Origin of the sequence: Halomonas sp. TA22 (genome assembly GCF_013009075.1) — a bacterium.
In the GTDB taxonomy this organism is placed as follows: Bacteria; Pseudomonadota; Gammaproteobacteria; order Pseudomonadales; family Halomonadaceae; genus TA22.
In genome coordinates this window covers 2,603,687-2,616,815 of sequence record NZ_CP053108.1, presented here as the reverse complement: position 1 = coordinate 2,616,815, position 13,129 = coordinate 2,603,687, and the positions used below count along the sequence as shown (strand labels likewise).

General features: G+C 63.5%; 11 protein-coding genes. 2 read left to right on the top strand and 9 right to left on the bottom strand.

Annotation, left to right across the window (positions count from 1 at the left end):
* Positions 1-15 precede the first annotated feature (15 nt).
* Positions 16-2,208 carry a polyphosphate kinase 1 gene (ppk1, locus tag HJD22_RS12350; protein ID WP_208654776.1) on the top strand — a complete coding sequence of 731 codons (2,193 nt, stop codon included), beginning with the start codon at positions 16-18 and terminating at the stop codon, positions 2,206-2,208.
* An 8-nt stretch (positions 2,209-2,216) separates the two neighbouring features.
* Here ppk1 and HJD22_RS12345 read toward each other — a convergent pair whose 3' ends face one another.
* The 7 genes from HJD22_RS12345 to rho form a co-directional block, all read right to left on the bottom strand.
* The gene (locus tag HJD22_RS12345; RefSeq protein ID WP_208654775.1) at positions 2,217-2,729 is read right to left on the bottom strand and encodes a DUF3087 family protein; all 513 of its coding nucleotides are present in this window, start codon (positions 2,727-2,729) and stop codon (positions 2,217-2,219) included.
* Between the two features lie 72 nt (positions 2,730-2,801).
* Positions 2,802-3,875: a 3-deoxy-7-phosphoheptulonate synthase gene (locus tag HJD22_RS12340; protein WP_208654774.1), complete on the bottom strand. Its 1,074-nt coding sequence runs from the start codon at positions 3,873-3,875 to the stop codon at positions 2,802-2,804.
* 452 nt (positions 3,876-4,327) lie between these two features.
* Positions 4,328-4,453, bottom strand: coding sequence for a hypothetical protein (locus tag HJD22_RS18005; RefSeq protein WP_283101659.1), 126 nt, complete (start codon positions 4,451-4,453; stop codon positions 4,328-4,330).
* A 40-nt stretch (positions 4,454-4,493) separates the two neighbouring features.
* Positions 4,494-5,204, bottom strand: a complete 711-nt coding sequence (gene folM / locus HJD22_RS12335) for a dihydromonapterin reductase (RefSeq protein WP_208654773.1) — start codon at positions 5,202-5,204, stop codon at positions 4,494-4,496.
* Positions 5,205-5,984 (bottom strand): FAD-binding oxidoreductase, encoded by a 780-nt coding sequence (locus tag HJD22_RS12330; RefSeq protein ID WP_208654772.1) that lies wholly within the window; start codon positions 5,982-5,984, stop codon positions 5,205-5,207.
* Positions 5,984-7,486, bottom strand: a complete 1,503-nt coding sequence (gene ubiD / locus HJD22_RS12325) for a 4-hydroxy-3-polyprenylbenzoate decarboxylase (RefSeq protein ID WP_208654771.1) — start codon at positions 7,484-7,486, stop codon at positions 5,984-5,986. Before ubiD ends, HJD22_RS12330 begins: the two co-directional genes overlap by 1 nt.
* Before the next feature lie 91 nt (positions 7,487-7,577).
* Entirely contained in the window at positions 7,578-8,837 is a 1,260-nt protein-coding gene (gene rho / locus HJD22_RS12320; protein ID WP_208654770.1) for a transcription termination factor Rho, read from the bottom strand.
* 476 nt (positions 8,838-9,313) lie between these two features.
* Between rho and ppx the strand changes: the two genes are divergently transcribed.
* Positions 9,314-10,852, top strand: a complete 1,539-nt coding sequence (gene ppx / locus HJD22_RS12315) for an exopolyphosphatase (RefSeq protein WP_208654769.1) — start codon at positions 9,314-9,316, stop codon at positions 10,850-10,852.
* Here ppx and tilS read toward each other — a convergent pair.
* Together tilS and accA are read right to left on the bottom strand one after the other, a co-directional pair.
* A complete protein-coding gene (gene tilS, locus HJD22_RS12310) occupies positions 10,832-12,124 on the bottom strand; it encodes a tRNA lysidine(34) synthetase TilS (RefSeq protein ID WP_248730239.1) in 1,293 nt (430 codons plus the stop codon). The two genes, ppx and tilS, sit on opposite strands and share 21 nt — an antisense overlap.
* Before the next feature lie 4 nt (positions 12,125-12,128).
* Complete coding sequence (accA, locus tag HJD22_RS12305) at positions 12,129-13,082, bottom strand: acetyl-CoA carboxylase carboxyl transferase subunit alpha (RefSeq protein WP_208654767.1); 954 nt, start codon at positions 13,080-13,082, stop codon at positions 12,129-12,131.
* Positions 13,083-13,129 lie beyond the last annotated feature (47 nt).

Genomic DNA, 13,129 nt, shown 5'->3' with positions numbered 1-13,129 from the left:
TCTCATGGAGGCGAAATGGAAGCGTCATACGGTCAGTCGTCGCGGGGGGAGGCGCTGGAGCCTTCCGACACGGGCAGCAGCGAGATCGTTCCGCTGCGGGTCAACCACACCCGCAGCGGCCTTCATCCCAAGGCCCCGCCCGATGCCGACCTCGACGACCCAGCGCTCTACTTCAATCGCGAGCTGAGCCATCTGCAGTTCAATGTCCGGGTACTCGAACAGGCTCTCGATGCCTCGCATCCTCTGCTCGACAGGTTGTTCTTCCTGCTGATCTTCTCCTCCAACTTGGATGAGTTCTTCGAGATACGCGTGGCAGGGCTCAAGCACCGCCATGCATTGGGCCGCGACGACAGCGGCGATGACGGCCGTCTGCCACGCCAGATACTCGACGAAATCTCCCGCCTTACCCATCTTCAGGTCGAGCGTCAGTACCGCATACTCAACGTGGAGTTGATTCCCGCCCTTGAGGAGCAGCGTCTGCGCGTCAGGCGCCGCGAGCAGTGGACGTCGGACCAGCAGACTTGGGTGCGCGACTATTTCGACAACGAGATCATGCCGGTGATCAGCCCCATCGGCTTGGACCCTTCGCACCCCTTCCCGCGGCTGGTCAACAAGAGCCTCAACTTCATCGTCCAGCTCGAGGGGCGCGACGCCTTCGGCCGCGAGGGGGGATTGGCAATCCTGCCGGCACCACGCTCGTTGCCACGCCTGATCGCCCTGCCCGGCCACTGCTGCGAGACGGGTTTCGATGAATATGTGTTTCTCTCCTCGATCATCCACGCCCATGCCGAGGAGGTGTTCCCCGGCATGGCGGTATGTGGTTGCTACCAGTTTCGCCTGACGCGCAACGCCGACATGGCAGTGGACACCGGCGAGGTCTCCGATCTTGCCTCGGCACTGCGTGGCGAGCTGCTGGCACGGCGCTACGGCAAGGGCGTGCGCCTTGAGGTCGCCGATGACTGTCCCGAGGAGCTTGCCACCTTTCTGCTCAAACAGTTCGAGCTCGATGAGCAGGATCTCTACCGCGTGCGGGGGCCAGTCAACCTGACCCGGCTGATGGCGGTACTGGCCGACGTCAATCGCCCCGAGCTGCGTTATCGGCCCTTCGTTGCCGGCCTGCCCAAGGCGATCCGCAAGGGCGTCTGCCTATTCGACGTGATCGCCAATGGCGACATCCTGCTCCACCATCCATTCCAATCCTTCGCCCCGGTCGAGGAACTCCTCGCCGAAGCGGCACGTGATCCAGCGGTGCTGGCCATCAAGCAGACGCTCTATCGCACCGGCGCCGACTCACCGATCGTCTCGGCACTGGTCGACGCCGCACGCAGCGGCAAGGAGGTAACGGTGGTAGTCGAGCTGCGGGCACGCTTCGACGAAGCCGACAACCTGCAGCTCGCCTCGCGCCTGCAGGAGGCCGGGGCGATCGTCATCTATGGAGTGATGGCCTACAAGACCCATGCCAAGATGGTGCACATCGTACGTCGCGAACGCGGCAAGCTGCGCGACTACGCCCACCTGGGCACCGGCAACTACCACTCCAAGACCGCCAGGGTGTATACCGACTACAGCCTGCTCACCGCCAACCAGACGCTCTGCGAGGAGGTACACAAGGTCTTTCAGCAGCTTTCGGGAATGGGTAAGGCACGGCGTATCGAGACCCTGCTGCATGCTCCCTTCACGCTACATGATCGAATGCTGGCGATGATCGATCGTGAAGCGAGCCATGCCGAACAGGGCAAGCGTGCCCATCTGATCATCAAGTGCAACTCGCTGACCGAGCCGAGGCTGATCCGCGCACTCTACCGCGCCTCTCGGGCCGGCGTGGAGTGCGATCTGATCATTCGCGGCATGTGCTGCCTGCGGCCAGGTATTGCAGGCGTCTCGGAGAACATTCGGGTGCGCTCGATCATCGGACGCTTTCTCGAGCATAGCCGGGTCTTCTACTTCCATAACGATGGCAAGGAGGAAGTGTGGGCTTCGAGCGCAGACTTCATGGAGCGCAACATGCTGCATCGCGTGGAGACCTGCTTTCCGCTGCTCGACAGGAAGCTGGCGGCACGGATACGCAAGGACCTGGAGACCTATCTGGTCGACAACTGCCAGAGCTGGCACCTCCAGCCGGATGGCAGCTATCTCAAGCAGGCAGCGCAGGGCGCACCGATCAGTGCCCAGGAGACGCTGCTATACGCCTATGCCGCCAAGCCGTAAGCGAGTGACTAGCCGCGCTTGAAGGCGCGCAGATCCTGTGGGTCGTAATGGTCGACCTCTTCCGGCAGCCCTTTCTCCTCGCGGCGCTTGCGCACCTCGAGCCGCTCGGCGAGCCGTTCGGCATCGTCGTCGGTGGTGCGACCGTTGAGTTCGGCCAGTTGCGCCATGCCTTGGTGGTAGAAGCTCAGGATACCCAGCGCATTGGGGTTGTCCTCCTTGACCGCCTGGCGCAGCGTCGACAGATAGCTGCTGACCTGGGAGAGATGATGTTTGAGCTGCCAGACATAGCGCATCTCGCGCATCCAGGGACGCTCCCTCAACACCGCGAAGGTCAGGCTGGTGACGACCAGCCCCAGCAGCACCCCCAGTGCATTGAGCCAGAAGCTCGAACCGAAGGTGGCGGTCAACAGCTGCGAAAACAGCAGACCGAAAACGATCAGCTGCGCCGCCATGGCGATGCTGATCAGGCGCGCCTTGCGACGGTAAATCTCGGGATCATGCGTTTCGAAGCGGAACGTCACAACGAGTCATCCTTGCGTTCGGGGCGGGTGTCGACATGGTTCGATTATCCCGTGAACCCGCCCTTGGGTAAATCAGCGCAGCCGGACAGCGATATGATCCAATAACGCCTCGGTCTGCTCCCAGCCGATACAGGCATCGGTAATCGACACCCCATGGCGCAGCGTGGCGGCATCGAGGGCCTGCCGCCCCTCGTGCAGATGACTCTCGAGCATCACCCCCATCAGGCTGGTATCGCCGGCCAGTCGCTGGGCCAGCACGTCTAGCAGCACCGTTTCCTGGCGTCGATGGTCCTTGCGCGAATTGGCATGGCTGCAGTCGACCATGATACGCGGCGCCAGGCCAGCCTCGATCAGTGCACGGCGACAGGCCGCCACCGCAGGGGCCTGATAGTTGGGCGCGCCATGGCCGCCACGCAGCACGACATGAGTATGCGGATTGCCGGGCGTGGAGCGCATCACCGGCTGGCCATCGGCGCCGAGGGCAATGTGGCGGTGCGGATGCGCACTGGCGCGCATGGCATCCAGGGCAATCTCGACCCCACCGTCGGTACCGTTCTTGAAGCCCACCACAGCGCCCAGGCCACTGACCAGCTCCCGATGGATCTGTGACTCGGTGGTACGCGCACCGATCGCCGTCCAGGAGAGCAGATCCTCCAGGTAGGGGGCCACCATCGGCTGCAACAGTTCGCTTGCCACCGGTAGGCCTAGCGCCACGACGTCCCGCATCAGCTTGCGTGACACCGCCAGGCCATGTGCCATGTCGTCGCTGCCATCCAGGCGCGGGTCGTAGGCGAGGCCTTTCCAGCCAATGGTGGTACGCGGCTTCTCGACATAGACGCGCATCACCAGCAGCAGCCTATCCTCGACCCTCGAGGCGAGCTCGACCAGGCGTTCGGCATAGGTAAGCGCCGCCTCGGGGGCGTGTATGGAGCAGGGGCCGGCAACGACCAGCAGGCGGTCGTCGTGCCCATCGAGAATGGCCTGAATGGCCTGGCGCTGCCGGGCGACGCGTTGATACATCACCTCATCCAGCGGAAAACGCTCGGCAAGCTCACGCGGCGTGGGAAGAGGTATCTGTTCACTATCGAGACGAGCCGACTCGGCGGTCGAAGGGGGGGCGTCGAGTAGGGTTAGTGGCGCATTCATGCTGTTACCTCGGGCAGGATGTCGAACATCGGATAGGTGTGCCACCGATGATCTCCCGGCCGGAGGTGGCGGATTGAGCCGACCGGATGACGCTAAATCGCCAATAGACATCGCCGGTATAGTAGGTGGCGACAGGCTGCGGGGCGGTGAAAGCGTAACGGTCGGACATGATATCTCTCCTATGACAAAACCCCCGGTCGGGTTGCCGACCGGGGGTTCTGAAAAGGTGGTGGAGGCAACCCCGTGTGGGGCGTGCCTCGCGATGGGTCAGTTCGACCGTATCGCCGGCACGCCAGCGCTAAACCAATAGCCCCGATAGTCACGCCAAGCCGACAGACCAGTATCGGCCGTCCGCTGAACATAGGCGTTGTAGAGGGGTGTCATGGTCATCGCTGCCTCCTGAAACTCTTTTTTATCCTACACGGCCCATTGCGCTTGGCAAGCCACTTTTTTCAACTGAAGAGCTGCACCATCCTGATCGTGGCCGGCAGGCAGGTCATGCTCACGAAGACCACCAGGCCCAGAAGTATCGGTAACAAGCCGCTCGGATCTCGAAAGTTCTCGTCGTGAACCGTCATGTCCATCTCCATGTGGATTATTTCGTCAGGGGAGGCAAGTCTAGCGCAGGTGACGCCCGCCATCGACCGCAAGCGTCGTGCCGGTGACGTAGCGATTATCGAGTAGATAGCGCAGTGCCTGGTAGATCACCCCTGGACCTGGGATCATCTGCATGGCCGACTTGACCCTGGCCATGTCGACGTGGGTCTCATCGCTCTGCTCACCGAGCATGATCAGTGCCGGGGCGATAGCGTTGACTTGAATGAGAGGGGCATACATGGCCGCAAAGGAGAGGACCAGGTTTTCCAGCCCGGCCTTGGTGGCGGCATAGGCGGCATGGTCTGGCGAGCCCTTGCGCGCCACGTAATCGGTGATATGCACGATGTCGCGCTGCGGTTCGCTGCACGCCTCGAGCAGTTCACGGCACTTGAGGTTGATCAGGTAGGGCGCCAGCATATGCACGCGAAACAGCCGCTCGAACGTGGCGCCCTCCTCGCCCGGCAAGTCCGGCAACCCATCGCTTGCATTGTGCACGATGGCCCGCAGCGATGGCGTCGCCTCCTTGAGGCGAGCGATGAAATCTTCGATGCCTGCTTCGCTTGAGAAATCGCCATGCAGGGTCAGCGCACCGCGTTCGCGCAGCCTGTCGAGGGTCGGGCGTTCGCGGCGATAGCTGACGATCAGCGGGTGACCATCGTCGAGCAGACGCTCGGCGCAGTGGCGCCCGAGGCGCTGCGAGCCACCGGTAATCAGGATCGGCGAGGCACTCATTCACTCTCTCCGAATCAGGCTGCCGAGCGTGGGCACCAAGGGCTCACGCGGGGCATAGCCGAACACGTCCGAGAAGACCCGCGAGGGCTCGAGCTCGAGTGACGCCAGTACATCGACGCAGGCATAGACCATCCCCGGCGAACCGGAGAGATAGACATCCCGGCCCTTGACGCTTGGCAGCTCACGTCCGAGTACCGCATCGATGCGCCCACGGTGACCAGTCACACGCAATGCCTCGAAATCCACCGGCATGTCGGCCTCGGCGACCCCATGGAAATGGAAGTTGGGATAGTGCGACGCCCAGTGACGTGCCAGGCTCTCCAGATAGAGTTCACGCCGCTCACGTGCTGCCCACCACAGCTCGATGTGCCGCTCGGGATCGGCGGCAAGTGCCGCTTCGACGATCGACTTCATCTGCGAGAAACCGGTACCCGCGGCGACCAGCAGCAGCGGTCGCTCGCTATCGGGGTCGAGTATGCACTCTCCTCCCGGCAGGCGCAGGGTGAGCCGCGCGGCATGCTGCATCAGCCTGCGCAGGCGAGCCGAGTTGCTGCGTTCGGGCCAGTGCTGAATGTGCAGCTCCAGCATACCGTCGCCGCTATGGGCATTGGCGATGGAGAATGGCACCCAGGTATCCTCGTCAAGCCTGAGTTCGAGATACTGTCCCGGCGCATGCGCCATCGCCTCGGCACGCCCCTCCAGGTGAACCCGGAACACGTCGGGTGTGAGGTCTTCCAGTGCTGCAATCTGGCAGGTCAGCGTCCTTGTGGTTGCCGTCATCACAACCTCTTGTACGAATCGCGGCCGGTCATGGGCAGCACGATACCCAGCTCATCCCATCGGGCATCGACGCTCGCCTTGATGCCCTCATCCATGACGATGGGCGCGCCCCACTCACGATCGGTTTCGCCAGGCCACTTGCTGGTCGCATCCAGCCCCATCTTGGAGCCGAGCCCCGCCACGGGAGAGGCAAAATCGAGATAGTCGATGGGCGTGTTCTCGACCATCACGGTATCCCGGGCCGGATCCATGCGTGTGGTGATCGCCCAGATCACGTCCTCCCAATCCCGGGCGCTGACATCATCGTCGAGCACCACCACGAACTTGGTATACATGAACTGACGCAGGAAGCTCCACACGCCCATCATCACCCGCTTGGCATGGCCGGGGTACTGCTTCTTCATGGTCACCACCGCCATCCGGTAGGAGCACCCCTCCGGCGGCAGATAGAAGTCGACGATCTCGGGAAACTGCTTGCGCAGGATAGGCACGAAGACCTCGTTGAGTGCGAGTCCAAGGATCGCCGGCTCGTCGGGCGGACGCCCGGTGTAGGTGGAGTGATAGATAGCGTCGCGGCGCATGGTGATGCGCTCCACGGAAAACACCGGGAAGTGCTCGACCTCGTTGTAATAGCCGGTATGGTCGCCATAGGGTCCTTCCGGCGCCATGTCGTCGGGGTAGATGAAGCCCTCGAGGATGATCTCGCTGGAGGCAGGTACCTCGAGGTCGGCATGGCCACACTTCACAAGCTCGGTGCGCGAGCCGCGCAGAAGCCCGGCGAAGGCGTATTCTGAGAGCGAATCGGGCACAGGGGTCACTGCGCCGAGGATCGTGGCCGGGTCGGCGCCCAGCGCCACCGCCACCGGAAAAGGCTTGCCGGGGTTGGCCTGCTGAAACTCCTTGAAATCCAGCGCCCCGCCGCGATGCGACAACCAGCGCATGATCAGGCGGTTGCGGCCAAGCTTCTGCTGACGATAGATGCCCAGGTTCTGGCGGCTTTTGTGCGGCCCCTTGGTGACCACCAGCGCCCAGGTAATCAGCGGCGCCACGTCGCCCGGCCAGCAGTGTTGGATCGGCAGCCGGTCTAGGTCGACGGCATCGCCCTCGTAGACCCGCTCCTGTACCGGCGCCGAGCGCAGCACCTTGGGTCCCATGCTCATTACCTGCTTGAAGATCGGCAGCTTGTCCCAGGCATCACGAAAACCCTTGGGCGGATCGGGCTCCTTGAGAAAGGCGAGCAGCTTGCCCACCTCGCGCAGCGCCTCGACGGAGTCCTGGCCCATCCCCAGGGCAACGCGCCTCGGCGTGCCGAACAGGTTGCCAAGCAACGGCATGTCATGCCCCTTGACGTTCTCGAACAGCAACGCAGGCCCACCCGCCCGCAACGTGCGATCACATATCTCGGTAATTTCCAGATAGGGATCGACCTCGGCAGTGACGCGCGTAAGCTCTCCCATCTCCTCCAGAGCGGCGATAAATTCGCGCAAGTCCTTATATTTCACAGGGCTTTCCCGACTTTTGAACGACAGAGGGGCAGCATAGCATGCTGCCCCTCTAGTTGCCGCCGTACCTCTTATGTCTAGCGACTTGTGGCTAGCGGCGCTTCATTGCCTCGAAGAACTCGAGATTGGTCTTGGTATCCTTCAAGCGATCGATGAGGAACTCGGTCGCGGCGGTGTCTTCCATCGGATTGAGCAGCTTGCGCAGGATCCACATGCGCTGCATCTCGTCTTCCGAGGCCAGCAGGTCCTCGCGGCGAGTCCCGGAACGGCGAATGTTGATCGCCGGATAGACACGCTTCTCGGCCAGCTTGCGATCGAGGTGCGCCTCCATGTTGCCGGTACCCTTGAACTCCTCGAAGATCACCTCATCCATCTTCGAGCCGGTGTCGACCAGCGCGGTGGCGATGATGGTCAGGCTGCCGCCCTCTTCGATGTTACGCGCCGCACCGAAGAAGCGCTTGGGCTTCTCGAGGGCGTGGGCGTCGACACCACCGGTCAGTACCTTGCCCGAGGAGGGCACCACGGTGTTATAGGCGCGCGCCAGGCGAGTGATCGAGTCGAGCAGGATCACCACGTCCATCTTGTGCTCGACAAGTCGCTTGGCCTTCTCGATCACCATTTCGGCGACCTGCACGTGGCGCGCCGGCGGCTCGTCGAAGGTCGAGGCGACCACTTCGCCGCGCACCGTGCGCGACATCTCGGTCACCTCCTCCGGGCGCTCGTCGATCAGCAGCACGATCAGATGACACTCGGGGTTGTTGCGGGTGATCGAGGTGGCGATGTTTTGCAACATCAACGTTTTGCCCGCCTTGGGCGGCGAGACGATCAGGCCACGTTGGCCCTTGCCGATCGGCGCGGTGAGATCGATGATCCGCGAGGTCAGGTCTTCGGTGGAACCGTTGCCGATCTCCATCACCAGGCGTTCGTCGGGGAACAGCGGGGTGAGGTTCTCGAACAGGATCTTGTGCTTGGCGTTCTCCGGCTTGTCGAAGTTGATCTCGTTGACCTTCAACAGGGCGAAGTAGCGCTCCCCCTCCTTGGGCGGACGAATCTTTCCGGAGATGGAGTCACCCTTGCGCAGATTGAAACGGCGGATCTGTGAGGGCGAGACGTAGATATCATCGGGGCCGGCGAGGTAGGAGCTGTCGGCGCTGCGCAGAAAGCCGAAGCCATCCTGCAGGATTTCCAGCACCCCATCGCCATAGATGTCTTCGCCGCTCTTGGCGTGCTTCTTCAAGATGGCAAAAATGATGTCTTGCTTGCGTGACCGGGCAAGATTGTCGATGCCCATCTCCTGGGCGATTTCCAACAGCTCAGGAACGGTCTTTTGCTTGAGTTCGGTAAGATTCATCGGATTGTTCAGAAATTGCTCGTGTCAGCGGGCGACTTGCGCCGGAATAAGACAGGAGGCGGTGACGAAACGCCGCGTGGTGCGTTCAGAGCCCGGGAGGCATCCACTCTCAAGATTGATTCGCCAGTCGGCAGTTCCAGCAGGAAACGTCATGGACGAAAGCAAGAGCGAGGGAAGCGATATTCGTGTCGCCTGATTAGCGGTTCAACATGCGATACCCAGCATCCTGAACGGAATCAGCGGGCTGTCTGACGACTTGGAGTTGACCGCGACGCGGTCGGGAAGACTTCGGAACAGGCGAACGACCCGATGTTAGTCAAGCGGCGCGCCAAACGCAAGGGGCAATGTCATCGACTATCGTCATGCTCGGCCAGGCGCCTCTCTCGAGCCAAGTGGAGCCGAAGCCGAGCCAGGGGCCGATTGACAAGGCCACCGGTGCATCGCAACCTTGGGAGATCACGACCAAAGGACAACTCATGACCCGTGACACGGCCATGCGCAGGATGCCGGAGGCGGCCAGTGCCCCTCGCCGTCTCGCCGCTATCGATCTAGGTTCCAACAGCTTCCATCTTCTGGTGGCCAACTACCAGGACGGTGAACTGCAGGTCGTCGCCAAGCAGGGAGAAAAGGTGCAGCTCGCGGCCGGCCTGGACGATCAGGACCACCTCAGCGAGGAGGCCATGCAGCGCGCCATCGACTGTCTTGGCCGCTTCGCCCCCTTCATTGGCGACACCCCCGCCGGGCAGTTGCGCGTGGTCGGCACCAATGCCCTGCGCGCCGCCACCAACAGCCAGACGCTGATCGATCGCGCCGAGGCACTGCTTGGGCACAGTATCGAGATCATCGCCGGCCGGGAAGAGGCGCGGCTGATCTACCTCGGTGCGGCCCATGCGCTGGCCGATGTGCATGGCCGCCGGTTGATCGTCGATATCGGCGGCGGCTCCACCGAATTCATCATCGGCGAGAATTTCGAACCCCTGGCGCTGGAAAGCCTGCACATGGGCTGCGTGACCTTCACCGGACGCTTCTTCCCGGACGGCGAGATCAGCGAGAAGCGTTTTCGTCGGGCCGAACTCGCCGCCCTGTCGGAACTGGCCAACATCCGCCGCCATTACCTCGAGCTTGGCTGGCAGGACCCGGTCGGTTCCAGTGGCACCATCAAGGCCGTCTCGGCGGTACTCATCGCCAGTGGCGAGAGCGATGATGGCACGATCGCGCGCGATGCCCTGCTGGCACTGCGCAGGCGCCTGATCAAGTGCAAGCAGCTCGAGCAGGTCGCCATGGAGGGGCTCAAGGAGGATCGCGCCAGCGTCTTCCCCGCCGGCGTGGCGATCCTGTGTGCGATATTCGAAGCCTTCGGCCTGGAGCGCATGCGCTACTCGGACGGTGCGCTGCGTGAAGGGGTGCTCTATGACCTGGCTGGGCGCAACAGCCCGGAGGATTCACGCCGCCAGGCCATGGCCACGCTGCGTCGCCGCTACGATGTCGATGCGCGCCAGGCCGAGCATGTCGCCACCACCGCACGCGAGCTGCTGGCACAGGTAAGCCAGGCTTGGGAGATCAGCGAGGAGCAGGCCCAGTTCCTCGACTGGGCGGCCCAGCTGCATGAGGTGGGGCTGGCGATATCGCACAGTCAGTTCCACCGCCATGGCGCCTATCTACTGGCGCACTCGGATCTGACCGGCTTTTCGCGCCCTGAACAGCAGGCGCTGGCGTTTCTGGTCCGTTCGCACCGGCGCAAGTTTCCCGGCAAGGAGCTCGAGGCCCTGCCGGCCTCGTTGCGCACGACCTACTCGCGGCTGGCACGCCTGCTGCGTCTGGCGGTGATCCTCAACCACTCGCGTCCCGAACAGGCCACCCTCGGCTTTCAGCTGCAGGCGCAGGGTGAGGCGCTGGTGCTGACGCTGGGGCAGGCGCTTGGCGAGCACGCCCTGTTGACCAACGATCTCGAGCAGGAGAGCGTCTACCAGCAGGCGGCCGGTTTTAGCCTGACGCTAGCCCTGAGCCAAGCTTAGCGGCCGACATCGCCACCCCTCGGCGCACAGTAACGGCTCGCGCTCGCCCGGCACGAATACGGCCACTACATGCGCTTCATGCCAGGCGACAACGAGCTGCCCGCGCTGCCAGGGTGGTACTCCCCGCTCCTGCAGCAGGCGCTTGAGGTCGCGTCGCCCTCGCCCCGTCATCTGCAGCGTCTCGCCGCCAAGGCGTGGCCGCAGGCACAGCTCGACCGGCCCGCCTGATTTTTTCTCGAGCACCAGATTCAGCGAACCGATAGGCGTGGCAAGCGCCGCTTGGCCATCCCAGGCGCGCTGCCAGTCGGGCTCAAGCGACCGGCGCGGCGCCGCAAGATAAAGCGCCCCGCGCCAGAGGCGTGCCTCCCCCCCCGGCCAGTGAACGTGAACCTGGCTGTCGCGGCGCGCGTCCAGCTGTGCCTGTAGCGTGGCAAGCCGTGCCGCCGGCGGCGGCGGCAGGCCCAGGCACGTGCAGCAGTGGCGGATCAGCAGGCGTTGGCGCGCCGCCGAGAGATCAGACAGGGTCGCCAGCGGCAGCCACCCCGGACTGTCTCCCGAAGCGGCAAGATCGAGCTCGGCAAGCTCCTCGAGCAGGGCGTCGGCTTCGCCTGCGTATGCCGCCGAGCGGGCCAACGACGCCTGCCCCCCGGGCCATCGCGTCTCGATCAGGGGCAGCAAGCGGTGACGCAGGAAGTTGCGATCCAGGGCCGACTCGGCATTGCTCGGGTCCTCCACCCAGCTAAGCCTGCGGCAGTCAGCTTCCCGCTCCAGCTCAGACCGTGTGCTACCCAGCAGAGGGCGCGCCAGCTGTCGGCCCTGCCAGTCCCGGCTTGCCGGCATCGCCGCCAGTCCGCGCACCCCGCTGCCACGTAGTGCGGCGAGCAGGAAGCCCTCGGCCTGATCGTTGCGATGCTGGGCCAGCCATACTGTGTCGCCCACCGACACATGCCGGGCAAACGCCGCGTAGCGCGCCTCGCGGGCGGCGCCTTCGAGCCCCAGGCCGGAACTCATCGACACTTGGACCCGCTCGACCGTCAGCGACACGCCGAGGCGCGAGCAGAGCTCGCCACAGTGCGTCTCAAAATCGCCAGCGGCGTCCTGCAGGCCATGATTGACATGCAGGGCCCTGAGCGTACGGGGATGGCGTCGACAGGCGTCGGCGGCAAGCGTGAGTAATAGCGAGGAGTCCAGACCACCGGAGAGGGCCACCCAAACGACACGCCCCGGCGGGGTTTCCGCCAGGGCGTGATCGATCAGCGCTTGCAATGACATTGGCTTATGCCGGGGCACCATAGCTCATGAGCCGTTCGTAGCGGCGCGCGATCAGGGCGTCGGTATCCATCGCCTGCAGACGATCGAGGCTTGCCAGCAGCGCCTCCTTGACCCGTTCGGCGGTGACCGTCGGATGGCGATGTGCGCCGCCCAGCGGCTCAGGAATCAGTGTATCGACGAAGCCCAGCTCCTTGAGCCGCTCGGCGGTGATACCCATGGCGTGGGCGGCATCGGGAGCCTTCTCGGCACTCTTCCACAGGATCGAGGCGCAACCCTCCGGCGAGATGACCGAGTAGGTGGAGTACTGCAGCATCGCAAGCTCATCGCACACACCGATGGCCAGTGCCCCGCCTGAGCCGCCCTCGCCCACCACGGTGGCGACGATCGGCGTCCTGAGCCGCGACATCACCGCCAGGTTGTAGGCGATCGCCTCGGACTGACCGCGCTCCTCGGCGTCGATGCCGGGATAGGCCCCCGGCGTATCGATGAAGGTCAACACCGGCATCTTGAAGCGCTCGGCCATCTCCATTAGGCGGCACGCCTTGCGGTAGCCCTCAGGGCGCGGCATGCCGAAGTTACGCCGCACCTTCTCCTTCACGTCACGCCCCTTCTGGTGGCCGATCACCATCACCGGCCGATCGTCGAGGCGCGCCACGCCGCCGACGATGGCGGCATCATCGGAAAAATGACGGTCGCCATGCAGCTCATCGAAATCCTCGAAGACGTAGCCGAGGTAGTCGAGGGTATAGGGGCGCTGCGGATGACGCGACAGCTGCGACACCTGCCAGGCACTCAGATCGCGAAAGATCTGCTCGGTGAGCTTCTGGCTCTTCTCCTGGAGCCTTGCCACCTCTTCACTGATATTGATCTTGCTGTCGTTGCCGACCAGCCGCAGCTCCTCGATCTTGGCCTGCAACTCGGCAATGGGCTGTTCGAAATCTAGGTAGTTGGGATTCATAGAGTTTCAGCTTGTTGGAGTCAGGCCATGTCGGCCATGGCTGTCGT

Coding starts and splice junctions, on each gene's coding strand:
- ppk1 (WP_208654776.1), top strand. CDS start 16: ATGGAAGCGTCATACGGTCAGTCGTCGCGGGGGGAGGCGCTGGAGCCT.
- HJD22_RS12340 (WP_208654774.1), bottom strand. CDS start 3,875: ATGAATGCGCCACTAACCCTACTCGACGCCCCCCCTTCGACCGCCGAG.
- HJD22_RS18005 (WP_283101659.1), bottom strand. CDS start 4,453: ATGACGGTTCACGACGAGAACTTTCGAGATCCGAGCGGCTTGTTACCG.
- folM (WP_208654773.1), bottom strand. CDS start 5,204: ATGAGTGCCTCGCCGATCCTGATTACCGGTGGCTCGCAGCGCCTCGGG.
- HJD22_RS12330 (WP_208654772.1), bottom strand. CDS start 5,984: ATGACGGCAACCACAAGGACGCTGACCTGCCAGATTGCAGCACTGGAA.
- rho (WP_208654770.1), bottom strand. CDS start 8,837: ATGAATCTTACCGAACTCAAGCAAAAGACCGTTCCTGAGCTGTTGGAA.
- ppx (WP_208654769.1), top strand. CDS start 9,314: ATGACCCGTGACACGGCCATGCGCAGGATGCCGGAGGCGGCCAGTGCC.
- tilS (WP_248730239.1), bottom strand. CDS start 12,124: ATGTCATTGCAAGCGCTGATCGATCACGCCCTGGCGGAAACCCCGCCG.
- accA (WP_208654767.1), bottom strand. CDS start 13,082: ATGAATCCCAACTACCTAGATTTCGAACAGCCCATTGCCGAGTTGCAG.